This window comes from Cypionkella aquatica (genome assembly GCF_030161095.1).
In the GTDB taxonomy this organism is placed as follows: domain Bacteria; phylum Pseudomonadota; class Alphaproteobacteria; order Rhodobacterales; family Rhodobacteraceae; genus Cypionkella; species Cypionkella aquatica.
The window spans coordinates 21324-44346 of record NZ_BSPP01000005.1; the positions used below are offsets into that span (position 1 = coordinate 21324).

21 protein-coding genes are annotated in these 23023 nt (G+C 60.0%); 10 read left to right on the forward strand and 11 right to left on the reverse strand.

What is annotated here, in order from left to right:
* Window positions 1–167 precede the first annotated feature (167 nt).
* On the forward strand, window positions 168–2486 hold the full coding sequence (gene clpA, locus QQJ98_RS06990; RefSeq protein WP_284324633.1) for an ATP-dependent Clp protease ATP-binding subunit ClpA: 2319 nt from the start codon (window positions 168–170) through the stop codon (window positions 2484–2486).
* A 185-nt stretch (window positions 2487–2671) separates the two neighbouring features.
* Here clpA and QQJ98_RS06995 read toward each other — a convergent pair whose 3' ends face one another.
* The 3 genes from QQJ98_RS06995 to QQJ98_RS07005 form a co-directional block, all read right to left on the reverse strand.
* The gene (locus QQJ98_RS06995) at window positions 2672–4264 is read right to left on the reverse strand and encodes a peptidoglycan -binding protein (RefSeq protein WP_284324634.1); all 1593 of its coding nucleotides are present in this window, start codon (window positions 4262–4264) and stop codon (window positions 2672–2674) included.
* A 1-nt stretch (window position 4265) separates the two neighbouring features.
* Window positions 4266–5435, reverse strand: a complete 1170-nt coding sequence (locus QQJ98_RS07000; protein ID WP_284324635.1) for a biopolymer transporter ExbB — start codon at window positions 5433–5435, stop codon at window positions 4266–4268.
* Between the two features lie 72 nt (window positions 5436–5507).
* Window positions 5508–6056, reverse strand: coding sequence for a gamma-glutamylcyclotransferase (locus tag QQJ98_RS07005; protein ID WP_284324636.1), 549 nt, complete (start codon window positions 6054–6056; stop codon window positions 5508–5510).
* Window positions 6057–6117: 61 nt separating this feature from the next.
* Between QQJ98_RS07005 and QQJ98_RS07010 the strand changes: the two genes are divergently transcribed.
* Window positions 6118–7116 carry a DUF2125 domain-containing protein gene (locus QQJ98_RS07010; RefSeq protein ID WP_284324637.1) on the forward strand — a complete coding sequence of 333 codons (999 nt, stop codon included), beginning with the start codon at window positions 6118–6120 and terminating at the stop codon, window positions 7114–7116.
* A gap of 3 nt (window positions 7117–7119) precedes the next feature.
* Here the strand turns inward: QQJ98_RS07010 and QQJ98_RS07015 are convergent, their stop codons facing one another.
* The 8 genes from QQJ98_RS07015 to QQJ98_RS07050 all read right to left on the reverse strand — a co-directional run bounded on the left by QQJ98_RS07015 (window position 7120) and on the right by QQJ98_RS07050 (window position 15190).
* Window positions 7120–7965 carry an extensin-like domain-containing protein gene (locus tag QQJ98_RS07015; RefSeq protein ID WP_284324638.1) on the reverse strand — a complete coding sequence of 282 codons (846 nt, stop codon included), beginning with the start codon at window positions 7963–7965 and terminating at the stop codon, window positions 7120–7122.
* Between the two features lies 1 nt (window position 7966).
* Window positions 7967–8902, reverse strand: a complete 936-nt coding sequence (locus QQJ98_RS07020; protein WP_284324639.1) for a prephenate/arogenate dehydrogenase family protein — start codon at window positions 8900–8902, stop codon at window positions 7967–7969.
* Window positions 8899–9984, reverse strand: a complete 1086-nt coding sequence (gene hisC, locus QQJ98_RS07025; RefSeq protein ID WP_284324640.1) for a histidinol-phosphate transaminase — start codon at window positions 9982–9984, stop codon at window positions 8899–8901. Before hisC ends, QQJ98_RS07020 begins: the two co-directional genes overlap by 4 nt.
* A gap of 104 nt (window positions 9985–10088) precedes the next feature.
* Window positions 10089–11504, reverse strand: coding sequence for a homospermidine synthase (locus QQJ98_RS07030; RefSeq protein ID WP_284324641.1), 1416 nt, complete (start codon window positions 11502–11504; stop codon window positions 10089–10091).
* 22 nt (window positions 11505–11526) lie between these two features.
* On the reverse strand, window positions 11527–12060 hold the full coding sequence (locus QQJ98_RS07035) for a TIGR00645 family protein (protein ID WP_284324642.1): 534 nt from the start codon (window positions 12058–12060) through the stop codon (window positions 11527–11529).
* Window positions 12061–12127: 67 nt separating this feature from the next.
* On the reverse strand, window positions 12128–12748 hold the full coding sequence (gene rpsD / locus QQJ98_RS07040; protein WP_284324643.1) for a 30S ribosomal protein S4: 621 nt from the start codon (window positions 12746–12748) through the stop codon (window positions 12128–12130).
* A gap of 263 nt (window positions 12749–13011) precedes the next feature.
* A complete protein-coding gene (locus QQJ98_RS07045; protein ID WP_284324644.1) occupies window positions 13012–14085 on the reverse strand; it encodes a Hint domain-containing protein in 1074 nt (357 codons plus the stop codon).
* A 190-nt stretch (window positions 14086–14275) separates the two neighbouring features.
* The gene (locus QQJ98_RS07050; RefSeq protein WP_284324645.1) at window positions 14276–15190 is read right to left on the reverse strand and encodes a lipid A-modifier LpxR family protein; all 915 of its coding nucleotides are present in this window, start codon (window positions 15188–15190) and stop codon (window positions 14276–14278) included.
* A 173-nt stretch (window positions 15191–15363) separates the two neighbouring features.
* Here QQJ98_RS07050 and QQJ98_RS07055 point away from each other — a divergent pair, with 173 nt between their 5' ends.
* The 8 genes from QQJ98_RS07055 (at window position 15364) to QQJ98_RS07090 (ending at window position 23010) form a co-directional block, all read left to right on the forward strand.
* A complete protein-coding gene (locus QQJ98_RS07055; protein WP_284324646.1) occupies window positions 15364–16473 on the forward strand; it encodes a class II histone deacetylase in 1110 nt (369 codons plus the stop codon).
* 188 nt (window positions 16474–16661) lie between these two features.
* Window positions 16662–17570: an SPOR domain-containing protein gene (locus tag QQJ98_RS07060; RefSeq protein ID WP_284324647.1), complete on the forward strand. Its 909-nt coding sequence runs from the start codon at window positions 16662–16664 to the stop codon at window positions 17568–17570.
* A 4-nt stretch (window positions 17571–17574) separates the two neighbouring features.
* Window positions 17575–18732 carry a D-alanyl-D-alanine carboxypeptidase family protein gene (locus QQJ98_RS07065; RefSeq protein ID WP_284324648.1) on the forward strand — a complete coding sequence of 386 codons (1158 nt, stop codon included), beginning with the start codon at window positions 17575–17577 and terminating at the stop codon, window positions 18730–18732.
* Window positions 18733–19350 (forward strand): dTMP kinase, encoded by a 618-nt coding sequence (gene tmk, locus QQJ98_RS07070; RefSeq protein ID WP_284324649.1) that lies wholly within the window; start codon window positions 18733–18735, stop codon window positions 19348–19350.
* Window positions 19347–20465 carry a DNA polymerase III subunit delta' gene (locus tag QQJ98_RS07075; protein WP_284324650.1) on the forward strand — a complete coding sequence of 373 codons (1119 nt, stop codon included), beginning with the start codon at window positions 19347–19349 and terminating at the stop codon, window positions 20463–20465. Before tmk ends, QQJ98_RS07075 begins: the two co-directional genes overlap by 4 nt.
* Before the next feature lie 9 nt (window positions 20466–20474).
* Entirely contained in the window at window positions 20475–21266 is a 792-nt protein-coding gene (locus QQJ98_RS07080; RefSeq protein WP_284324651.1) for a TatD family hydrolase, read from the forward strand.
* Window positions 21266–22072 carry an MBL fold metallo-hydrolase gene (locus QQJ98_RS07085; protein WP_284324920.1) on the forward strand — a complete coding sequence of 269 codons (807 nt, stop codon included), beginning with the start codon at window positions 21266–21268 and terminating at the stop codon, window positions 22070–22072. The genes QQJ98_RS07080 and QQJ98_RS07085 overlap by 1 nt, the downstream gene beginning before the upstream one ends.
* A complete protein-coding gene (locus QQJ98_RS07090) occupies window positions 22069–23010 on the forward strand; it encodes an AEC family transporter (protein WP_284324652.1) in 942 nt (313 codons plus the stop codon). The genes QQJ98_RS07085 and QQJ98_RS07090 overlap by 4 nt, the downstream gene beginning before the upstream one ends.
* Window positions 23011–23023: the final 13 nt, after the last annotated feature.

The window sequence follows — 23023 nt, forward strand, 5'->3', positions numbered from 1 at the left end:
CCGCCATCACAATTTGCATCAACGCCGAGAAAAACCGAAATCTTGCTGAAATAGGGCTTGAAGATCGCGGAATAAAACCGATCCTTTACCTTATGAGGCAATGGTTGGATCAGGGCCATCTCCATCTGGATTGGCCCGTCCGACCCGCAGGACAGGAGCACGACCAAGTGCCATCATTTTCGACGACCCTCGAACAAGCCATCCATGGCGCTTTGGCGCTTGCCAATGCCCGCCGCCATGAACTCGCCACGCTGGAGCATCTTTTGCTCTCGTTGATTGACGAGCCTGACGCAGCCCGCGTGATGAAAGCGTGCTCGGTCAACCTTGATGATCTGCGCAAAACCCTTGTCGATTTCATCGACGATGATCTGTCCACGCTTGTCACCGATGTCGAAGGCTCGGAAGCGGTGCCGACCGCGGCCTTCCAGCGCGTGATCCAGCGTGCTGCGATCCATGTGCAATCGTCGGGCCGCACCGAAGTCACTGGCGCGAATGTGCTGGTCGCGATCTTTGCCGAACGCGAATCCAACGCCGCCTATTTCCTGCAAGAACAGGATATGACCCGCTATGATGCGGTGAATTTCATCGCGCATGGCGTCGCCAAAGACCCCAGCTATGGCGAAGCACGCCCCGTCACCGGCGCCGAAGAACACCACGAAACCCCGAAGGCCGAAGCTGGCGACGCCAAGGAATCCGCGCTGTCGAAATACTGCGTCGATCTGAACGTCAAGGCGATCAAGGGCGATGTTGACCCGCTGATTGGCCGTGAAGACGAAGTTGAACGCGCAATCCAGGTCTTGTGCCGCCGGCGCAAGAACAACCCGCTGCTGGTCGGTGATCCAGGCGTGGGTAAAACCGCGATTGCCGAAGGGCTGGCGAAGAAAATCGTTGATAAACAAACGCCTGAGATTTTGGCGCATGCCACGATCTATTCGCTTGATATGGGCGCTTTGCTGGCAGGCACCCGTTATCGTGGTGACTTTGAAGAACGCTTGAAAGCAGTCGTCAAGGAAATGGAAGATCACCCCGACGCGATCTTGTTCATTGACGAAATTCACACCGTGATCGGTGCAGGTGCCACCTCGGGCGGCGCGATGGATGCGTCTAACCTGCTGAAACCTGCGCTTGCGGGCGGCAAACTGCGCTGCATGGGCTCGACCACCTACAAAGAATTCCGTCAGCATTTTGAAAAAGACCGTGCCTTGGCGCGGCGCTTCCAGAAAATTGACGTGAACGAGCCTTCGGTGCCGGATGCGATCAAGATCCTGATGGGTCTGAAGCCGCATTTTGAGGAACATCACGACCTGCGCTACACCAATGATGCGATCAAATCGGCGGTGGAACTGGCGGCGCGCTATATCCACGACCGCAAACTGCCGGATTCTGCGATTGATGTGATCGACGAGGCGGGAGCGGCGCAGCATCTGCTGGCGGATTCCAAAAAGCGCAAGTCTTTGGGGGTGAAGGAAATCGAGGCCGTTGTCGCCAAGATTGCCCGCATCCCGGCGAAATCGGTGTCGAAAGATGATGCCGAAACCCTGCGCGATTTGGAAAAGACCCTGAAGCGGGTGGTTTTCGGTCAAGACAAGGCTGTGGAATCTTTGTGCTCGGCGATCAAACTCGCTCGCGCTGGCCTGCGCGAGCCGGAAAAGCCCATCGGCAACTACCTGTTCGCAGGGCCGACGGGCGTGGGCAAAACCGAGGTTGCCAAGCAATTGGCCTCATCCCTTGGCGTGAAGCTGTTGCGGTTCGATATGTCGGAATACATGGAGAAACATGCGGTTAGCCGTTTGATCGGTGCCCCGCCCGGCTATGTCGGTTTTGATCAGGGCGGCATGTTGACCGATGGTGTCGATCAAGACCCGCATTGCGTGCTGCTGCTCGACGAGATGGAAAAGGCGCACCCCGATGTCTACAACATTCTGTTGCAGGTGATGGATCACGGCAAGCTGACCGATCACAATGGTCGGACGGTGGATTTCCGCAATGTCATCCTGATCATGACCTCGAATGCGGGCGCTATGGAGCAGTCGAAAGAGGCGATCGGCTTTGGTCGTGCGGCGCGCAGCGGCGAAGATACCGCCGCGATTGAGCGCACATTCACGCCCGAGTTCCGCAACCGTCTGGATGCGGTGATCAGCTTCTCGCGGCTGAGCAAAGACGTGATCATGGATGTTGTGACCAAATTCGTGCTGCAACTTGAAGCACAACTGATGGATCGGAACGTCCATATCGACCTCACGCCCGAGGCTGCCGCTTGGCTGGGTGACAAGGGCTATGATGACAAAATGGGTGCGCGGCCTCTGGGCCGGGTGATCCAGGAGCACATCAAGAAACCTTTGGCCGAAGAGTTGCTGTTCGGCAAGCTGACCAAGGGCGGCACGGTGCATGTCGGCGTCAAGGATGGCGAGTTGGTGCTGACCTTTGAGGAACCGCAAAAGGCCCGCCTGACCGGTCAAAAACCGCCATTGCTGACGGCGGAATGATCTAAGCTTTACGTTACTCTCTGGCCCTCGCCTTCCCGGCGGGGGCCTTTGATTTGGCGGCAGTTCTGCTCAGTTGATACAGGAATTGCGCGGCACGACACATCTGCCAAAAGTTAAGAAACCCTTAACGAACCTACCCTAAGCCATTGATTTCAAACGTGTCATATTTTGTCCACGCGTGGACACTAGCGTTCCGTCAGTTTCAACTCGATCCGCCGGTTCTGTGCCCGCGCCTGCGGCGTGTCTCCAGCCGCGACCGGCTGATACTCGCCAAACCCGGTCGCAGCCAACCTTTGCGGCGGAAATCCCAAACCATCCTGCATGTAACGCACCACCGACAAAGCCCGGGCTTGGCTCAGCTGCCAGTTATCCTTGAAAGCCCCGGCCCCCGACAAAGGCACGTCATCGGTGTGACCATCGACGCGGATAATCCAGTCGATCCCCGGCGGAATTTTCCCGGCAACCTCATCCAGAATCTTCACCACTTCGGCGATCTGAGCCTGCCCTTCCGGTGCGAGATCTGCCGAGCCCGGGTTGAACAAAACCTCGGACGAGAACACAAAGCGGTCGCCCACCACCCGCACCCCCTGCCGGCCCGCCAAAAGCTGCGACAGCTGGCCAAAGAATTCGCTGCGGAACTTTTCAAGGTCGGCATTCTCAGCCTCAAGCCGCACCCGCTCGGCCGCCTCCAACTCGGCACGCTTTTTCTGTTCCGAGGCAACCTGCGCCAAAGCGGCGTTCAACTGGCTGCCCAACGCCTCGATCTGCACTTTATTGGTGGAATCCAGCGCCGCAGAGCTGTCAAGCAAGCCCTGCAACTCTCCCAGTTGCACCCGCAACGCCGCGATTTGCTGGTTGAGAACCTCGGTCTTGCGGGCGGCTTCCAGCGATTTTGCCTGCTCTGCGGTCAAAGCCTGCTGCGCGGTGGCCAAAAGTGCCGCCCGCGTATCGCCCGCCGTCGCCGATTGCGCGGCCCTGGTGTTGGCGGCGGCAAGCAGGGTCAAGGTTTCCTCCGCTTTCTTGCGCTGAACTTCCAGCGCCAGACTCATCGCGGTCAGTTCGGCATCAGAAGATTTCAGCTTGTCGCGCAAGGCGGTCAGCGCGGCGGCATCGACCAGTCGGGTGGCCTCGGCTTCGGTGATTTTTGTCTGGGCGGCCTTCAAGTCGGCAGCGCTGGCGTCAGTTTTCGTGCGCAGATCGGCGATCAAAGCCTCCAGAGCCTCGCGGCGGGCGGCAGCAAGTCGGGCCGCCTCGGCACCGGCGTCGATTTCTGTGCGGGCCTTGGCGAGGGCAAGATCAAGCGCCTGCTTTTCGGTCAGTTGCTTGGCGGCCTCGGCTTGCAGGGTGCTGATCTCGCCGCGCGCGGCATCACGCTCCGAAAGCAGTCCGGCCACCTGTGCTTCAAAGCTGGTGATCCGGGTCTGGGCTGCGGAAAGTTCGCCTTGCTTGGCAGCGATTTGCCCGGTGAGGGTGGCGATCAGCGCTGATTGTTGGTCACCCTTGGCTTGGGCGTCGGTCAGCTCTGAGGTCAGGCTGCCAACTTGGCCCTGCAAATCGCTGACCTTTTGCCGCTCTAGCCCCAACGCGTCGGCAAGACCCGAGATTTGCGCGGTAAGGCTGTCAAGTTCAGAGCTTTGGGTGGTGATGGTGTCGCGCAACACCGACTGCATGACGGTGAAAATCGTCAGAACGAACATCAGCACCATCAACAACGTGGTGACGGCATCGACAAAGCCGGGCCAGATCATCGCGGAATCGCGTTTGCGGCGTAAGGCCATGTCAGCCCCGCTGCGGCGCGCCGCGCGCCAGCTGGCGAACCGAGGCGGTCAACGCCGATATGTCGCCGCGCAGATCGGCGAGGCTTTCCTGACGGCCTGCCGAGAGTTCCTCAAGGATGCGAAGCAGTTGCACGTCGATAGACCGAAGCCGCATCCGGCTTTCAGCATCGGAATGGGCGCCGCCTTCTGCCCCGGTCAGCGCCGCAATCAGACGTTCTTGCCCATCGGCAATGCGGCTCAGCGCTTCGGTCTGGCCGGTATCGACGCCCGAGCGCGCGGCCAATTGCGCGACAGCGGCGGTCAGTTCAGACAGACCTTGCTCGACGCCGGAACGATTGGCCTCGACTTGCGCGAACAGGCTTTGCATCACCTCGACCTGCTCTGACAGATGATCCAGCACCGCCGAGGTCACAGAAGCCTCGCCGGTTTCGCCGTCGGCGCTGAAACCAACGCGGGTGATAGACGACAGCCATTCTTCCAATTCGCGCGAGAAGCGGTTCTGGCCGTGGCTGGCGAACAGCTCTAGCAGGCCCACCACCAAAGATCCTGCAAGGCCCAGAAGCGACGATGAAAACGCGGTTCCCATGCCGCCAAGCTGGCTTTCCAGCCCCTTCATCAGCTTGCCAAACACCTCCATCCCGGATTCGCCTTGCTGTGGAGCAAGCGAGCGGATGGTTTCGACAATGGCGGGGACTGTGGTGGCAAGACCATAGAATGTGCCCAAAAGACCCAAGAAAACCAATAGGTTGGTCAGATAGCGCGTGATGTCGCGGGCTTCGTCAATCCGGGTTTCGACCGATTCAAGGATCGAGCGCGAGGCCGATGATGAAATCTGCATCCGCGCGCCACGACTGCGCAGCAATTGCGCCAAAGGGGCAAGCAGGCGCGGCGGGGCGGCATCTTCATATCCGGTTTCGTGACGGGCAAAACGCTCGATCCACGACACCGACTGCATCAGGGTGATCACCTGCCAAAAGCAGGCGATGACGCCAAGCGCGAACACCAGCACAATGAAGCCATTCAGCAGCGGGTTGGTCGCGATGATGCCATAGACCGTGCCGTGGATCAGCCACGCCCCCGCGCCGACCAGTGCGACGGCCAAAAGCATGGTGACAATTTGCCGAATGGGCTGGCTGAAGAAGGTCGGCTGCGCGGCCTTGGAAGTGTCCATCTCGTCAGTTCCGCCCGCCTTGCCTGCTTTGGTTAAACATAGCAGGCGAGGACCATCTGCCAAGTAAAACCCTTACAGATTGCGAACTTGTGTGGCGAGCCATGTCAGATCGGGGTCAGCGATGCCAAGGTTTGCAAGGTGATCAGCGGTGGCGAACAGATAATCGCGGTTAGGGCCGCGCCCACCGATGGCCTGCGCGATGATTTGCGCCTGCTCTGCCAAGGGAAGATTGCCGCAGTATTGATCATGCGCGGGGTCGATGACGTAGGCCAAGGCATTGATTTCACGCCCATCTGTCAGGGTTAGCGGCAGATGCGTTTCCAGATAGGCGGATGAGATCAACTCGCGCTCGCGCAGGGCTTGCAGAGTTGCGGCTTCGGCCCCCGGCGTCACACGAAAGGCCACGCCATCGCAGATCGCCCCCGGCGCGTGATCCAATGCCAACACCAGACCCGGCGCGATTTCGGTGCCACGATGGTGGATGGACCGCATGCAGAAACTGCGGTGCCAATCGGTGGCACGGGCGATTTGACGCTCGGCCACCGGGAAATCAGGGTTCCAGATCAGCGAGCCATAGCCGAACACCCAAAGAGTTTCTGCGGTTTTTGGCGTCTCGGACATTGGCTGGCCCTCCATTCGGGTTAGGTGTAAGCAGGGCCAATGGCAAAGAAAAGGGGCGAATATGCGCGCGCTTTTGTGGGTTGTGTTGGCAGCGACGGCGGTGTGGACCGGCTATTGGTGGTTCGGTGCCAGCCAGATCGAAAGTGGCGTCAAGGCATGGATCGCGGCGCAACCGCCGGGTGTGGTGCAGGCAGGCACGGTCGAGGTTCATGGGATTCCGAACCGCTTTGATCTGACGGTTTCTGATCTGGTTGTGGCCAATCCAGCGCGGCAGATTGAGATTTCCAGCCCCTTTGTGCAGGTCTATGCGATGGCATGGAAACCGTGGCATGTGATCGCCGCCCTGCCCTCTGGCCAAGTGATCTCATCGCCGGATCAAAAGGTTACGGTCACGTCAGACAGTCTGCGCGCCAGCGTGCAGGTGCATCCCTCAACCGCGATCGCCTTGGATGAATTGGTCGGCGAGGCGCATGTCGTGCGGTTGGCCTCTGATGCGGGCTGGGCGCTTGGGCTTGAGAGCGCGCTGGTTTCGGCACAAGAGGATGCGACGCGGGCGAACACCTATCGGCTGGGTCTGAAACTGGGCAATATCGCGCCGGATGCTGCTTTGTTGCAGGCGCTGGCGGCCAGTGATTTGCCCCCGCTGGTAGACGAGGTTTTTCTGGATGCGCATGCGGTTCTCAGCGCCAAGCTGGACAAGAACGCTGCCAAAAGCCGCCCGCAGCTCTTGGCGCTTGAGATCGACGAGACCCGGGCGACTTGGGGAAGTCTGCAGTTTTCCGCCAAAGGCACGCTGACCGCTGCACCGGATGGGCTGGCAGAAGGCGAAATCGCGCTGCGCGTTGCAGGTTGGAAGCGGCTGCCGCCGATTTTGGTGGCGCTGGGTCTGGTCAAGCCTGATATCGCGCCAACGGTCGAGCGAATGCTGGGCATCATTGCGCAACAGGGCGGCGATCTGGAGGTTTTGCAGATCAGCCTGATTTGCAAGGACGGTCGGATGGTGCTGGGGCCATTGCCGCTGGGACCGGCACCCCGGATGAACGCGGCGGCGGGGCTTTAGCCGCTAGCGGCAATAGGCCGAGCCGCGCCGCTCTGCGGTGTCAAAATGCAGATGATCCTCGTGATAGCCATCTGATCCGGGGCCAAGCGTCGTGCCAAAGATACCGCAAGCGGCTTTTTGGGCGCTGCGGATTTGTTTGTTATAGTCGCGCGCAACTGTCCATTCCTTGCCGTCAGAAAAGACAAACCCCGCAATATCAACGGCTTTGCCACGGCCATGCTCGGATACCTTGGCGCCACGGATATTGTTGCGGCTGCGGCACATATAGCTTCCGAAGATATGCAGCTTGACCACCTCGCGGTTGCCGAAAGCCGGGCGCATGCCCTCGCGTATCCATTGCTTCAGCGCGCGGGCGGTGTCGCAGTCGATGGTGGCGGCTTGGCTGAACGGGATGCCGTCGATCGCGGTGACGCGGACCGGATCGGCGATGCCACAGCCCTTGGTTTTTGAGGTGACTGCGGGGATTTCCGCACCTTTGATCGCAGGATCACCGCAGACAGACCCGCGCCTGCTGTCTTTTTTACTCGATTTACCGCGGGTTGTGGGGGTTGGTTGTGCTGCTGCCGCCTGCTCGGCTTGCGCCGTCAAACCGTCCGGGCGGGGGTGTGGGCGGGGCATTGAGACTGCTGCAAGTTGCGGCGCTACGTTAGGCGGCCCGGCGTCTGGCGCAACGCCAGATGGTGCCATCGCATCAGGCCGATGTTTTGGCCGCAAGATCACCGCTGCTTGGGCCGCTGTGTGTGTGGCAGCCGGGCGGGTCAGAGGCCGAGGTGAGGTTTTCGGCGCTTCGGCCAAGGCCATCCCCGCCAAAGCCAACCACAGCACGACAAAGGGGCCAGCGGCCCGCACGTTACGCCGCGCCCGCAGGCTTTGACGCTGGGCTGCGGCCGAAATCTGGAGCGGACGTGTCTTGCCCGGCCTCGATAATGCCGCGCCGGATCGCACGGGTGCGGGTGAAATAATCGTGCAGATGATCGCCGTCGCCCATGCGGATGGCGCGTTGCAGCACGAACAACTCCTCGGCAAAGCGGCCCAGAATATCCAGCACTGCATCCTTGTTGGTCAGGAACACGTCGCGCCACATGGTTGGGTCAGACGCCGCGATACGGGTGAAATCGCGAAAGCCGGAGGCCGAGTATTCGATGACTTCGGAGTTTGACACTTGGGCAAGGTGATCGGCCACCCCGACCATCGTATAGGCGATTAAGTGGGGGGTGTGGCTGACCACGGCCAAGACCTGATCATGGTGCGGTGGGTCCATCAGATTGACCTTGGCGCCCATGCCCGTCAGCAGCAATTGCAGGCGGGCCAGCGCCGCTGGGTCTACCTCTGGCGCGGGCGTCAGCAGCCACCAGCGGTTTTGAAACAGCGTGGCAAAGCCGGATCGCGGGCCGGAGTATTCGGTGCCAGCCATCGGGTGGCCGGGAATAAACTGAACCCCTTCAGGAATATAGGGGGCAACGGCGGCGATCACCGCTTGTTTGACCGACCCCACATCCGTCACGGTACAGCCCGGGGCGAGATGCGGGCCGATTTCCTCGGCAATCGCAGCCATTGCGCCAACGGGCACGGCCAGCACCACCAGATCAGCCCCTGCAACAGCCTCGGCCGCGGTGGCATAGACGTGATCGCAGAGGCCCAATTCCAAGGCGGTGGCGCGGGTTTCAGCGGATTTGGCATGACCGACGATCTGCCCCGCGAGGCCATTCGCCCGCATCGCATGCGCCATCGACGAGGCGATCAGCCCCAACCCGATCAGCGCGACGCGAGCATAAACTTGGGTCATTTCACACCCTTGAACTGCGCAATCGCGTGGACGACGCGGCGGCAGGATGCCTCATCCCCGACGGTGATACGCAGGCATTGCGGCAGTTTATAGCTGACCACACGACGCACGATCAGGCCCTGTTTTTGCAAGAACAGATCGCAGGCCTCGGCCTCTTCCGGGCTAGCAAAGCGGGCGAGGATGAAATTGGCAAGCGAGGTGTCCGAAGGGATGCCCAACTCGGCCAAAGCCTGCGCAAGCCAAGTGCGCATCCGGGCATTGTCATTGCGGCAGCGGGTGACAAAATCCTGATCGCGCACAGCAGCTTCGGCAGTATCAAGCTGGGTGTTCGACAGGTTGAACGGACCACGGATGCGGTTCAGCACGTCAATGATCTGCTTGGGGCCATAGCCCCAGCCAATCCGCAAACCACCCAGACCGTAGATTTTTGAAAACGTACGTGTCATCACCACGTTGGTGCGGCTTTCGATCAGCGCCAGACCAGCATCAAAGCCTTCGACAAATTCGGCATAGGCCCCATCCAGCACCAGAATGGCCTGCGCGGGCAAACCATCGGCCAGCCGCTCAATCTCGGCTGCGGAAATCATCGTGCCAGTCGGATTGTTCGGGTTGGCGATAAAAACCAGCTTTGTCCGGCGGTTACAGGCTTTCAGGATCGCATCAACATCCGTGGTGCGATCGCGCTCGGCGACCTCAACTGGAGTGGCCCCCGCCGCGAGGGCCGAGATGCGATACATTAGAAAACCGTGTTCGGTGAAGACCACCTCGTCTTTCGGGCCAGCGTAAGCTTGGCACAGGAAGGTGATGATTTCATCGGAACCGACGCCGCAAATCACCCGAGAGGCGTCCAGACCATGCACTTCGGCAATGGCTTGGCGCAGGGAAAAGTGGTCGGTGTTGGGGTAGCGGTGCAGTTGATGCACTGAGCGAGCGAAGGCATCTTTGGCTTTGTCTGAAGGGCCGAACGGATTTTCGTTCGACGACAGTTTGAGCACATTGGTCACCCCTGCGACAGCGGCCTTACCGCCCTCATACAAAGCGATGTCCATGATGCCGGGCTGCGGGCGGATTGCGTCGTTCATCGGATTCCCCAAGTGTTGCGCGGGTTTTAGCGACGGGGCCTGCGCAATACCAGCAACATTTGGCCTGTGGGCTTGCGCAAGGGGCTAGCCCTTGCGCAAATGTCTCAAACTGCGAGGAAGTTGGTAAACTGCCACGGATCGCTTTCGTCACGATCTTCGGCGAAACGGTTTATGCGGTTTTGCAGCGGGGTCCAGTCGGTATAGTGGCACTCAATGCGGCCCAGATAGGGGCGCTGCACATCAAGACAACGGGCATGGTCCATCTCATCAGCCTCAACAAAGCCCATGTTCGGGTTTTCGGCGGTCCAGACCATCGCCGCCAGAACCGCAGAGGTCACCTGCATGCCGGTGGCGTTTTGATAGGGCGCCAAAGCGCGGGCCTCGGCGATGGACAGGCGCGAGCCATACCACATCGCGCCTTTGGCATGACCATAGAGGAACACGCCAAGATCATCGCCGCCCTCTGTGATCTCATCAGCGGTCAGGATGTGTTTGTTTTCAGGCAGCTTTCCGGCGCCGTTGACCTCATGCAGGGACAAGATCGCATCGGGGCACGGGTGGTAAGCGTAGTGGCACGTCGGGCGATACAGCGCCTTTGGGCCGTCCCAGACCGTGTAGTAGTCCGGGATCGACAGCGATTCATTGTGGGTGACGACAAGGCCAAATTGCGGGCCAACATCGGGGCACCAAGAGCGGACGCGGGTATCCGCGCCGGGGCGGTCAATCCAGATCGCATAGCCCGGGCCGGATTTGAATTTATGGCCGTTGGGCGGCAGCTTTTTCTCATGCGTCCCCCAGCCAAGCTCGGCGGGCTGATAGCCTTCGGACAAAAGGCCATCGACCGACCATGAATTGACAAACGTGCCCTGCGGTTTCGGACGGGCCGAGACTTGGGTGTCACGCTCGGCGATATGGACGCCGTTGACGCCGAGGGTCATCGCCAACAGCGCCCAATCCTGCTGAGTTTTGGGATCAGCTTTGACACCGGTATCGGTGGCAAGGCGCAGCAGTGCCTCTTTCAACAGCCACGACACCATGCCGGGATTGGCACCGCAGCAGGAAACCGCCGTCGGACCGCCCGGATAGCTTTTGCCCAAAGCGCGGACCTTTTCGCGCAACGGATAGTTGGTACGATCTGCATTGGGCAGCGGCGAGTTGAAGTAAAAGCCCGGCCACGGTTCAACCACCGTATCGATGTATTGCACGCCAAGGCTTTGGCACAGCTTCATCAACTCGATGCTGTCCACATCCACCGACAGATTGACGATAAAACCTTTGCCATTCGGGAACAGGCCCCGCAGGGTTTCGGAAAAATTCGCCTCGGTCAGCGCCAATTGCAGGTGCTTGATGCCATGCTCGGCCAAGATCGGCGCGAACTCATCCGAAGGCTCGATCACGGTAAAGGCGTCGCGGTCGAAATCAATGTGGCGCAGGATCAACGGCAAAGTGCCGCGCCCGATCGAGCCGAAGCCGATCATCACCAAGGGGCCGTCGATGCGGGCGTGGATCTGGTAGGTCATGACGGTCTCCGTAAAATTGGGCTCAATGCTTGTCGGTTTTGGCGGCAAGCCAATCCATCAGGGCCAGCAACACGCCCGAGATGACGAAGGTCAGATGAATGATCACCATCCAGCGCAGGGTTTCCGTGGTCACGGGATAGGCAGAATCCGGTTTCCCCAAGCCCATGAAAACCTTCAGCAAATGTATGCCGGAAATCGCCACGATCGAGGCAATCAGCTTCATCTTCAGCCCCGAGAAATCAACCTTGCCCATCCAGTCGGGCCGGTCATTGCTGGTGATATCCAACTTAGAGACGAAATTCTCATACCCCGAGAACAGCACGATCAGCAGCAGGTTGGCGGCAAGGCTGAGGTCGATCAGCGTCAGGATTGACAAAATGCCCTGATCTGCGGTCATCGTCAGCACTTGCGGCGCGTAGTAGAACAGCTCACGCACAAAGATCACCACCAGCATCGCAAGGCTGACCACCAGCCCCAGATACATCGGCGCCATCAGCCAACGGCTGCCGAACAGGCCCTGTTCAAATTTGGACTCAATCGTGGGTTTGTCAGACATCATAAGCTCCGTTGAAAAAGAAAAGGCCCGCCATAAAGGCGGGCCCCAATCTGCCGTGGGGCAGAGATTAGTTTTTCGCGTAGTATTCGACGACCAGGTTCGGTTCCATAACGACGGGATACGGGATGTCGCCCAGACCCGGCGTGCGCACGAATTTCACGGTCAGTTTGTTGGTGTCGATTTCCAGATAATCCGGGGTATCACGCTCGGTCAAAGCCAAAGCTTCGGCGATGATCGCCAGCTGACGCGACTTTTCACGAACAGCAACAACGTCGCCTTCTTTGACACGGTAAGACGCGATGTTCACGCGCTGGCCGTTCACGGTGACGTGGCCGTGGTTCACGAACTGACGCGCTGCGAACACGGTCGGCACCAGCTTGGCGCGGTACACAACAGCATCCAGACGACGCTCCAGCAGACCGACCAGCATCTCGCCGGTATCGCCTTTGACGCGTTCAGCTTCGGTATAGATCTTGCGGAATTGCTTTTCGGTCAGATCGCCGTAATAGCCCTTCAGTTTTTGCTTAGCGCGCAGCTGAGTGCCGAAATCCGACAGTTTGTTCTTGCGGCGCTGGCCATGCTGGCCGGGGCCGTATTCGCGCTTGTTCACCGGGGACTTCGGACGGCCCCAGATGTTTTCGCCCATGCGGCGGTCAATTTTGTACTTGGCAGAGGTGCGTTTTGTCATCTCTGATCTCCTTCTTTAGTTACGAAGGGCGTTGTCCTTTGCTCCCGCTTTACGCTTCGGCCGACAGGGTTCCTCTTGCGAAGTCCACCAACACCAATGAAAAAGCCCCGGACAGATCCGGGACTTGTCGCGCTTATACAGGCGGTTCAAGCAGAGTCAACAACCCAAAGTCTGCTTTCTGGTCATCCTGGTCATCCTCTCTGCCCAAATATCCTCGGGGGTCAGGGGGCAGACAGCCCCCTGCCGATTTTTCTCAAAAATCGTTACGCCGCAAGCTCATGGCGCAAGATCGCGGCCTCTGATCCCGAAATATTGCGCCGCGCATAATCGCCGTAAGCATGCGGATTGTCGGCGATCTCGGGCAGGATGTTCAACAAACCCTCGCGCTGCACTGGGTCTACAGTGTCCAAGGCAGTATTAGACGGGTGGAAGCTTTCTGTTTCCAACCCATTCGCCCAGACAATATTGTGCTTTTCCAACAGGATATGAACATAAGTCACTTCGCGCATGACGTGATCCACAACGATTGTGCCATCATTGACCAGATCTTCAGCGGCAACCAGAACTTCCGAAGTGTTGAACAACGCCTGCGCTGCGGCACCTTTCACCAGCATCCGATGCTGCGGCGACACCAGCAGATCCTCGTCGGGACGGTACAGCCCCATCGAGTTTGCGCGGAACCGGATGGGACGCAGATGCGGCATCGCGTAAAGCCGCGCCCCCGACATCCGGCGATGGCCGCTCCACAGCACTTCTTGCGGGCCATTGTCGCGGGTCAGGATCATGTCGCCACGCCGTAGATTGCGGATCAGCCGCACACCATCGGGTGTGGCCACCCGCGTTTCCGGTGTGAAGCAGATCACCCCGCCCGCCTCGCGCGCGCCAACGGTGGTATGGCTGCGGTCAATCGCAGTCCGCACCACCCATAAATCCTGATCGCAGGGCGGCAAATCGCCGACCACCATCAACAGTTGCGCGCCTGTGTCGGGCACCGGGATGATTGTCAGCGTGAACGACTGATGCCCGTCTGTGACGATAAAGCCTTGATCTGGCAGATCATTATAGGCCTCATCCGGAATATTTTCGGGGCCAACATCGCCCCCAACCGCTACACCCACCAACCGACGCACCATGCGCGCCGCGCGTTTGCGTAAATCCGCCGCACCCTCGGCCTTTTCCAAAAGCAACAAACCCTGCGGCCCATCCACGCGGACAGCCGTTCCCGTCCAGCGCCAAGCGGCACCGACGGCAAGAAGATCAGTTGACGCGGCCTTAAGGCCGTCTACTTCTGTTTGTGACCAGGATATGACGAACGTGCCCAAAGAGCCCGTTTTCATGCCTGTTTGCCCGCTCGTTTTTTTGTTTCTTATCTAGAAACGTTAACAGAGGGTTAGCCGAATATCTATGGCAAAAAGGCAACAAGTTCAGTGAATGTTTGTGGATACATCTTTGGGTTGAACGCCCAACATCAACCCGATTCGCCAAGCGATCTGGTGCTTTGGTCGCCGGAGACCTTTGCAGCCAGACTTAGAACTTGAGGTTCAGGTTCAGCCCGCCGACCAACTGCCCTTCGGTCTGCTGCTCGAATTCCTTGCTGAGATAAGACACGCCATAGAACAATGACGCGCGTTCGCCCTGCCAATGCACCCCGGCGCGCAGGCGCGAGCGTTCTTCGCTGAGCGTCGCAACACCGTTGCTGGGCAACAGGGCAGAGTCAAACACCTTTGCCATATCGCCGCCGATGATCAGGCTAACGCCTTGATCATGCGTGCCTTCTACCGCGCGGTAGCGTTGACCTGTCACAGAGTCGCGCACCATAAGATCGTCGCGACCCAAGGTGCCGATCACAAGATCGCCGCCCACACGCACGAAACTTTCCACGCCGGCCTGCGCCTGCACGAAAGGTCGCAGCTCTGCCCGGTCGCCAAGCGCGAATTTGCGACCAAGCTCGGCCTCCAGCGTCGGATAGATGCCATTGCCGATCTGTTGATCAATCACAGTCGGCTCTTCCAGCCCGACCATGTTGTGAATCCATTTCTGGAAATTGCTGATCCCAGTCTGCGGCCCCAGAAACACCAGATCACTGCCAATGCTGACATCATTGCCGCGCCAATCAAATTGCGTGTGCAGCCCAAAGCTTAGCATCGCGGCATAGCGGCGGTCGAGCGGGGGGGGCGAGATCAGATCTTCGGGTGCCACGATCTGCGCCGAGGCGCGGAATTCAAGGATTTCGCCCGGCGTGGTTGGCAGCACACCGTCCCATGAATAGCCCCGCACCCGGCTGACCTGATAGCCGCCGGTACGCCAGCGGTCCTTTTGATCACCCAAGGCGTCATTGGTGAACATCCGGCCCCAACCAAGCGTCACCCGGTCTTCGGCCTGCGCGGGTCCCGTTGCACACATTATCGCCGCAATCAGCAGGGATTTTACATATTTCAACATTATCATCCCCTAGAGCACCATCTTCCAGCTTTTCCTGCCAGAAATCGCGCCCGCCCTGCTGTTAAACCACCACCAATGACTGGTGCATTTGCTTTCAATGCACTTGCACTATGGCAAGATAATGGAAAACACTTAGTTAACTGCGAAGAAATTTTGCTGGGAAAGGTTGTTCGATGGCCACATCATTCTATCACGACGAGCGCTGTTTCTGGCATACTGGCGGCGAGCAGGCGCTGTTTTTTCCTGCAGGCGGCTATATGCAGCCGCCCTCCGCCACCGGCTTTGCCGAAAATCCCGAAACCAAACGGCGATTCAAGAACTTGCTAGAGGTGTCGGGGCTTTTGTCGCAACTGAAGGTGCGGTCTGCGGAAGCCACCAGCCGCGAAGATTTGTTGCGTGTGCATACTCCGGGTTATCTCGACAAGCTAAAGGCGATGTCGGATGCGGGCGGCGGCAACATCCCGCCACATTTCGCGCCGTTCGGGCAGGGCAGCTTTGAGATCGCGTGCCTTTCGTCGGGTCTGGTCAGACAGGCGGTCGAGGATGTGGTGACGGGGGCCGCGACGCGCGCCTATGCTTTATCGCGGCCGCCGGGGCATCACTGCCTGCCAGATGCGTCGATGGGCTTTTGCCTGCTGGCGAATATTCCGGTGGCCCTGGAAGCAGCGCGCGCCAAGCAAGGGCCGTTGCGGGTGGCTGTGGTCGATTGGGACGTGCATCATGGCAATGGCACCCAGACGATATTTTACGACCGCGCCGATACGCTGACGATCTCTCTGCATCAGGAAAACTGCTTTCCGCCCGGCTATGGTGGTGCGGAGGATCGCGGCGCAGCTTCCGGGCATGGTGCAAATCTCAACATTCCGTTGCTGGCAGGCTGCGGCCATCAGACATATCTTGATGCTTTCGAACTATTGGTCGCCCCGGCCCTGCGCGCCTTTAAGCCTGATCTGATCGTGGTGGCCTCGGGGTACGATGCGTCTTGCGTCGATCCATTGGCGCGGATGATGGCAACATCCGAGACGTTTCGCGCGATGGCGCGTCAGGTCTGCGCGCTGGCCGATACGCTGTGCGCAGGCAAGATCGTGATGGCGCACGAGGGCGGCTATTCGGACATCCATGTGCCGTTTTGCGCGCTGGCGGTGATCGAAGAAATGCTGGGCACCCGCAGCCCGGTGATTGACCCGTTGCTAGAGATCGCGGATCTGCAACAGCCGCCCGCCGATCTGATCGCGTTTCAGCGTGCACGGTTGCAGGCGCAGGCGCTGCGGGTTTTCGGCTGATCCTGGCGGACCCATGCACCTAGATGCTGCAATCACGAAGGTTTTCCGCGCAAGGCAAACCATGCCCTTCCCTGCGCAGGAACCAGCCTGTATCATAGGGCGGGAATAGGCCGAAAACGGCCAAAACGGCAATGAAACGCCACCATAAGGTGGGAAAGCGCGACAACAAAGCGCCAGAGGAGCAGAGCATGACGGGTGAGGCAATGCGGCGTTTGATGGTCGCGGTGGCGGCTGCAGCGGTTTTGACGGGATGCCAAGAGGGCAACGGCCCCTTGGCGGCAAAAGCGCCGCCCAGTGCAGCTGGTCAAGCTGGTCAGTCTGCTCCGGCGTCGGCGAAATCGGTAAAGCTGGTTGACCGCGATGTTGAAGACCCGTCGATCTTCCAAACCTCGGATCAGGCTTTGTGGGATGGTCGTCCCTCGCTTGGCGGCGTCTGGGTGGCTTCGCCCGATGCAAAAGACCCCGAGCGGGTCATTCTGCGCAACACCGCCAACGGCAAATTTGTCATCGGCGCGCTGTTCCGGCGCGAACTGGACAATCCCGGCCCGAAATTGCAAATCTCATCCGACGCAGCAGCGGCCTTGGGGTTGTTGGCGGGGCAGCCGGGCAAAATCTCGGTAACAGCGCTGCGGCGGGAAGAGGCGGCGACAACGGCACCCGATGCCAGCAAGCCGATTTTGGATGCGCCGGAAACCGTGGCAACCGAGACGCTCGACCCGATCCCAGGCGCTGCGGCGGCCATCGACCGCGCCACTGGCAAGCCCTCCAAGGGCGCAAAGCCAACCGCGCCGCCGATTGCAACCGTGCCTGCCAGTGGCAAGCCTGCGGCGGCAGAACCTGCCCCAGCTGCGAAATCCGCGACCAAACCCACCGCCACCAGCGGCAAAGCTGGTCTGATCCAGATCGGTATTTTCTCGATCGAAGCAAATGCGAAACGCGCCGCCGATCAGCTGAAAGCCGCAGGTATCACCGCCGATATTCGTGCGGAAACCGCCCAAGGTAAAAGTTTCTGGAGCGTGACTGCGCGCGGAGACAAAGACCTGATGGCAAAAATCAAGCAGGCGGGGTTCAAGGACGCCTACTTTCTGAAAGGCTAACTCTATGATCTCTCGTTTCTTTTCCGCAGTCGCCTTGTTTGTGATCGCTTGCCTTCCGGCGCAGGCGTTTGAAACCCGCGCCAAGGCGGCATGGGTCTATGACGTGACGACCCACACCGTGCTGATGGACAAGAACGGCGAAGCCTCGTTGCCGCCTGCGTCAATGTCAAAGCTGATGACTGTGAATATGCTGTTTGAGGCGCTGAAGGATGGCCGTGTTGCAATGGACACCACCTTTGGCGTCTCGGCGCATGCGGTCAGCTTTACCGAAGCCGGTGGCTCGACAATGTATTTGCAACAGGGCGATCGTCCGACCGTGCAAGATTTGATCCACGGCATGATCATAAACTCGGGCAATGATGCCTGCGTGGTTGTCGCCGAAGGGCTGGCAGGCACCGAAGCGGCTTTTGCCGAGCAGATGACTGAACGCGCCCGTGCTTTGGGGCTGACCGCCTCGACCTTTGCCAATGCCAGCGGCTGGCCCGATCCCGGCCAACGGATGAGCATGAAGGATCTGGGCCTGATCTCGGTGCGCCTGATAGAGGAATTTCCAGATCTTTACCCGGTCTTTGGCCAGACCGAGTTCAACTACAAAAACCGCGCGCCCGCCAATGCGCACAACCGCAACCCTTTGCTTGCGTTGAACATTGGGGCTGACGGTTTGAAGACAGGCCACACCCAAGAGGCCGGGTTTGGCATGGTAGGCTCTGTCAAGCAGGGCGAGCGGCGGATTGTGTTTGCGATCTCGGGCATGGCGTCGGACACCGAGCGCGCCGAGGAGGCCGAGCGAATTGCCACTTGGGCGTTCCGGCAGTTTGCGCTGAAAACCGTGGTTAAGGCCGAGGCCGAGGTGGCGCAAGCGCCGGTGTTCATGGGCGAGGCGGATACGGTGGGGCTGGTGCCGGCGCAGGATGTGAAACTGCTGATCCCCGCGCTGGCGCAGGACGGTTTGCAGGCGCAGGTGGTCTATAATGGCCCCCTGAAAGCGCCGATTGCCAAGGGCAGCGAAGTGGCGCAACTGGTGATCACCGTGCCCGGCCTGCCAGAGCATCGCGTCAGCCTCTTGGCCGCAGCCGACGTGCCGAAAGGCGGCTTTGTCAAGCGATTGAGCACTGCAGCGCAAAAGCTGCAGGCCGAGTATCTCGGCGCGCCTGCTAGCTGAATGACCGGAGTTTTCTTGTCTTTTGAGGGCATTGACGGCTCTGGCAAGTCAACGCAGGCACGGCTTCTGGCCGAGGCCTTGCGCGCTCAGGGTCGGGTGGTGTGCCTGACGCGCGAACCGGGAGGCTCTGCAGGGGCCGAAGAAATTCGCCGTCTGGTGCTGGAAGGCGAGGCTGATCGCTGGTCCACCGAGACCGAGCTTTTGCTGTTTACTGCCGCGCGCCGCGATCATCTAGAGAAAACCATCCGTCCGGCTTTAGCGCGGGACGAAGTGGTGATTTCGGACCGTTTCGCGGATTCCTCACGTATCTATCAGGGCCTCACACGCGGCGATCTGCGCGAGACGGTAAACCGTCTTCATCAGCTGATGATCGGTGTTGAACCCGATCTGACCGTGCTGATCGACATTGAACCAAGCATGGGGCTGTCACGGGCCGTCGCGCGCGCAGGCACAGAAATGCGCTTTGAGGGCATGGGCTTAGGCGTGCAGCAAAAGGCGCGCGATGGCTTTCTGGCACTGGCCGCGGCGCATCCGGCACGGTTCCGGGTCATCGACGGCGCCCGCGCTCCGCAACAAGTTGCCGCTGATGTGCTTTCGGCCGTTCTGGCGCGGCTATGAGCGAGGATCTGCCAGAGCCAGACCGAATCGAGGGCGCGCCGCACCCCCGCAACACCGCAAGGTTGATCGGCCAAACGCAGGCCGAGGCGACATTCCTGCAAGCTTTCAATGGCACCCGGCTGCATCACGGCTGGCTGATCACCGGGCCGCGCGGTGTAGGCAAGGCGACGCTGGCTTGGCGCATCGCCAAATTTCTGCTGGCAACCCCCGATGATGACGGCGGCATGTTCGCCGCCCCGCCGCCCGTTAGTCTGGACATTCCGGACAGCCACCCAGTGTCGCATCGCATGGCGGCGCTGACGGAATCGCGGATGTTCCTGCTGCGCCGCGCGCCGAATGAAAAGCGCGACAAGCTGCAGACCGTGATTTCTGTCGACGAAGTCCGCAAGATGAAAACCTTCTTCAACCACAGCGCCGCAGATGGCGGGCGGCGGGTGGCGATCATTGATTCCATAGACGAAATGAACACCTCTGCCGCCAATGCTTTGTTGAAATTGCTGGAAGAACCGCCTGCAAAAGTGACCATCCTGATGATCTCGCACCAGCCCGCCAAGCTGCTGCCCACGATCCGCTCGCGCTGCCGTGAATTGCGGCTGGGGCCGCTTTCGGCAGAAAATCTCTCGGACGCGCTGACCCAAGCGGGCGGCGATGTTGCCCCAGAAGACCGCGTGGCTTTGGCTGAACTTGCGGGCGGTTCGGTCGGAGAGGCGTTTCGGATGACCAATCTTGACGGGCTGAAATCTTATGAAAGCCTGATCCGGCTGTTTGGCACCCTGCCCCGGCTGGACCGCCCGCGCGCGCAGGCTTTGGCCGAGGCGGGTGCAGGCAAAGGCGCGGAAGCGCAGTTTGAATTGATCGTGACGCTGCTGGATTTGTTCCTCGCCCGCCTCGCCCGCGCAGGCACGCTGCAGCACTTGCCCCCCGAGGCCGCGCGCGGCGAGGGCGATCTGATCGCGCGGCTGTCGCCCAGCCCGGACTACGCCCGCATATGGGCCGATGTCGCGCAACATTTGGGCCTGCGCGCGCGGCGTGGCAAGGCAGTGAACCTTGACCCTGCCGCCCTTCTGATGGATATGGTTCTGCATATAAACGAGACGGCGGCAGAGCTTGCCTAGAGGTGCGGAATGGCTTTTGAGATCGTAGACAGCCATTGCCATCTGGATTTTCCCGACTTTAATGACGAGTTGCCGCAGATCATCGCCCGCGCACACGAGGCAGGCGTTTCGCGCATGGTGACGATCTGCACCAAACTGCACAATCTGCCGAACGTGCGCGCCATCGTCGCGGCCTATCCGTCGGTATTCTACGCCGCAGGCATCCATCCGATGAGTGCCGCCGATCATCCGCCGGTATCGGTCGAAGATCTGGTCGCGCTCGCCGCCGATCTGAAGTTTGTCGGTATTGGTGAGACAGGTCTGGATTATCACTACACCGCTGAAAGCGCTGAAATCCAACAAAAATCGCTGCGAATCCATATCGAAGCCGCGCAAGAGACCGGGCTGCCGCTGATCATCCATTCGCGCGCCGCCGATGACGATATGGCGCGCATTTTGGCCGAGGGCATGGCCGTGAAACCCTATTCCTGTGTGATGCACTGCTTCTCCTCGGGTGAGGCTTTGGGCCGCGCGGCGCTCGACATGGGCTTCTATCTCTCGATGTCCGGCGTTGCGACCTTCCCCAAGTCGCAGGAGTTGCGTGATATTTTCGCGCGCGCGCCGCTGGACCGGATATTGCTGGAAACCGACAGCCCCTATCTGGCACCGCCGCCCTACCGTGGTCGCAGGAATGAGCCCGCCTATACCGCCTTCACCGCGCGCGTTGGCGCAGCTGTGTTCGGCATCAGCGAAGAGTCCTTCGCCGCCGCCACGACTGCCAATTTCGACCGCCTGTTCGCCCGCGCCGCGAAAGCCGCATGATGGCCACGATGCGCTTCACCATCCTCGGGTGCGGATCATCCGGTGGCGTGCCGCGTCTCGGTGGTGACTGGGGCGATTGCGACCCGAGCAACCCGAAAAACCGCCGCCGCCGCTGCTCTTTGCTCGTGGAGCGGCTTGAGGGTGATGCGATTACCCGCGTGCTGATCGACACCTCCCCCGACATGCGCGAACAACTCTTGGATGCCGGAATTGGCGCGTTGGATGGCGTGGTGTTCACCCATTCGCACGCCGACCACACCCATGGCATCGACGATCTGCGCCAGATCGTGTTCAATATGCGCAAGCGACTGAGTGTGTGGGCCGATCATCCGACTCAAGAGGCGCTGCTGGTGCGCTTTGCCTATGCTTTTGTGCAGCCAGAAGGCTCGCCCTACCCGCCGATCCTTGATCTGCACAGCATCGGGCATAGCGCTTTTGAGGTGCCGGGGGCTGCGGGGCCGATCAGCTTCACGCCAATGTTGGTCGATCATGGCTCGATGGATGCCTTGGGGTTTCGCATTGGCGACGTGGCCTATATCCCCGACGTGGTGACGATTCCCGAGGCGGTTTGGCCACACCTTCAAGGGCTTGAGTGTTGGATCATCGACGCGTTGCGCCGCAAGCCACATCCGACCCATGCGCATCTGGCGCTGACGCTTGACTGGATTAACCGCGCCCGCCCCAAAACGGCGGTGATCACCAACATGCATCTGGATATGGATTACGCCACCCTGACGACCGAGTTGCCAAGTGGTGTCAGCCCCGCTTTCGACGGTTTGGTGCTGACATTTGAGAATGTCGCATGAGCGCATTGCTCGACGTTATTCTACCGGTTTTTCTGTTGATCGGGTTTGGCTATGCAGCAGCGCGGGCCAAGCTGTTCAGCGATGCGGCAGTGGATGGCGTGATGCGATATGCGCAAAGTTTCGCGCTGCCGGTGCTGCTGTTCCGCAATGTCGCCAATCTGGATCTTGGCACCGCCTTCGCGGCAGGGCCGCTGTTGTCCTTCTATATTGGGGCTGCCTGCTCCTATGGGTTCGGCTTTTGCGTCGCCCGCTTTGGCTTTCGCCGCGCTTTGCCTGATAGCGTAGCGATTGGCTTTGCCTGCGCGTTTTCCAACTCGCTGCTGCTGGGAGTACCGATCACAGAGCGGGCCTATGGCACCGCAGCATTGGCGGGGAATTTCGCGATCATCTCGATCCACGCGCCGTTGATCTACACCTTTGGCATCGTGTTCATGGAATGGGCGCGCTCACGCGAGGCTGAAAGCCGCAGCCATGCCGAGTTGGCGCGGCAGGTGCTGCGCGGCGTGTTCACGCAGCCGCTGGTGGTCGGATTGATGTGTGGATTTGCGGTAAATCTGACCGGAGTGCCACAACCGGGCTTCCTCATGGCTGCGACCGATATGATGGCTAAATCGGGCCTGCCTGCGGCGCTGTTCGGCTTGGGTGGCGTGCTGCTGCGTTATCGACCGGAAGGTGACAAAGGCCTGATTGCAACGGTATGCTTCGCGTCCTTGCTGCTGCATCCGGGCATCGCCTATTGCCTTGCGCGCTTTGGCTTTGATCTTGACATCAACGGCTTGCGGTCAGTCACGGTCACCTCTGCGATGGCGCCGGGGGTCAATGCCTATATGTTCGCCAACATGTATGGCGTCGGCAAACGCATCAGCGCGACAGCCGTTCTGGTGGCAACCGGGCTGTCGCTGTTTACCTCTTGGGGCTGGCTCCACATCCTGCCGTAAGACGCCAAATTCG

Coding starts and splice junctions, on each gene's coding strand:
- QQJ98_RS07030 (WP_284324641.1), bottom strand. CDS start 11,504: ATGACCTACCAGATCCACGCCCGCATCGACGGCCCCTTGGTGATGATC.
- QQJ98_RS07050 (WP_284324645.1), bottom strand. CDS start 15,190: ATGTTGAAATATGTAAAATCCCTGCTGATTGCGGCGATAATGTGTGCA.
- QQJ98_RS07055 (WP_284324646.1), top strand. CDS start 15,364: ATGGCCACATCATTCTATCACGACGAGCGCTGTTTCTGGCATACTGGC.
- QQJ98_RS06995 (WP_284324634.1), bottom strand. CDS start 4,264: ATGGCCTTACGCCGCAAACGCGATTCCGCGATGATCTGGCCCGGCTTT.
- rpsD (WP_284324643.1), bottom strand. CDS start 12,748: ATGACAAAACGCACCTCTGCCAAGTACAAAATTGACCGCCGCATGGGC.
- hisC (WP_284324640.1), bottom strand. CDS start 9,984: ATGAACGACGCAATCCGCCCGCAGCCCGGCATCATGGACATCGCTTTG.
- QQJ98_RS07085 (WP_284324920.1), top strand. CDS start 21,266: ATGGCCACGATGCGCTTCACCATCCTCGGGTGCGGATCATCCGGTGGC.
- QQJ98_RS07065 (WP_284324648.1), top strand. CDS start 17,575: ATGATCTCTCGTTTCTTTTCCGCAGTCGCCTTGTTTGTGATCGCTTGC.
- QQJ98_RS07035 (WP_284324642.1), bottom strand. CDS start 12,060: ATGTCTGACAAACCCACGATTGAGTCCAAATTTGAACAGGGCCTGTTC.
- tmk (WP_284324649.1), top strand. CDS start 18,733: ATGACCGGAGTTTTCTTGTCTTTTGAGGGCATTGACGGCTCTGGCAAG.
- QQJ98_RS07000 (WP_284324635.1), bottom strand. CDS start 5,435: ATGGACACTTCCAAGGCCGCGCAGCCGACCTTCTTCAGCCAGCCCATT.
- QQJ98_RS07045 (WP_284324644.1), bottom strand. CDS start 14,085: ATGAAAACGGGCTCTTTGGGCACGTTCGTCATATCCTGGTCACAAACA.
- QQJ98_RS07080 (WP_284324651.1), top strand. CDS start 20,475: ATGGCTTTTGAGATCGTAGACAGCCATTGCCATCTGGATTTTCCCGAC.
- QQJ98_RS07010 (WP_284324637.1), top strand. CDS start 6,118: ATGCGCGCGCTTTTGTGGGTTGTGTTGGCAGCGACGGCGGTGTGGACC.
- QQJ98_RS07020 (WP_284324639.1), bottom strand. CDS start 8,902: ATGACCCAAGTTTATGCTCGCGTCGCGCTGATCGGGTTGGGGCTGATC.
- QQJ98_RS07075 (WP_284324650.1), top strand. CDS start 19,347: ATGAGCGAGGATCTGCCAGAGCCAGACCGAATCGAGGGCGCGCCGCAC.
- QQJ98_RS07060 (WP_284324647.1), top strand. CDS start 16,662: ATGACGGGTGAGGCAATGCGGCGTTTGATGGTCGCGGTGGCGGCTGCA.
- QQJ98_RS07005 (WP_284324636.1), bottom strand. CDS start 6,056: ATGTCCGAGACGCCAAAAACCGCAGAAACTCTTTGGGTGTTCGGCTAT.
- QQJ98_RS07090 (WP_284324652.1), top strand. CDS start 22,069: ATGAGCGCATTGCTCGACGTTATTCTACCGGTTTTTCTGTTGATCGGG.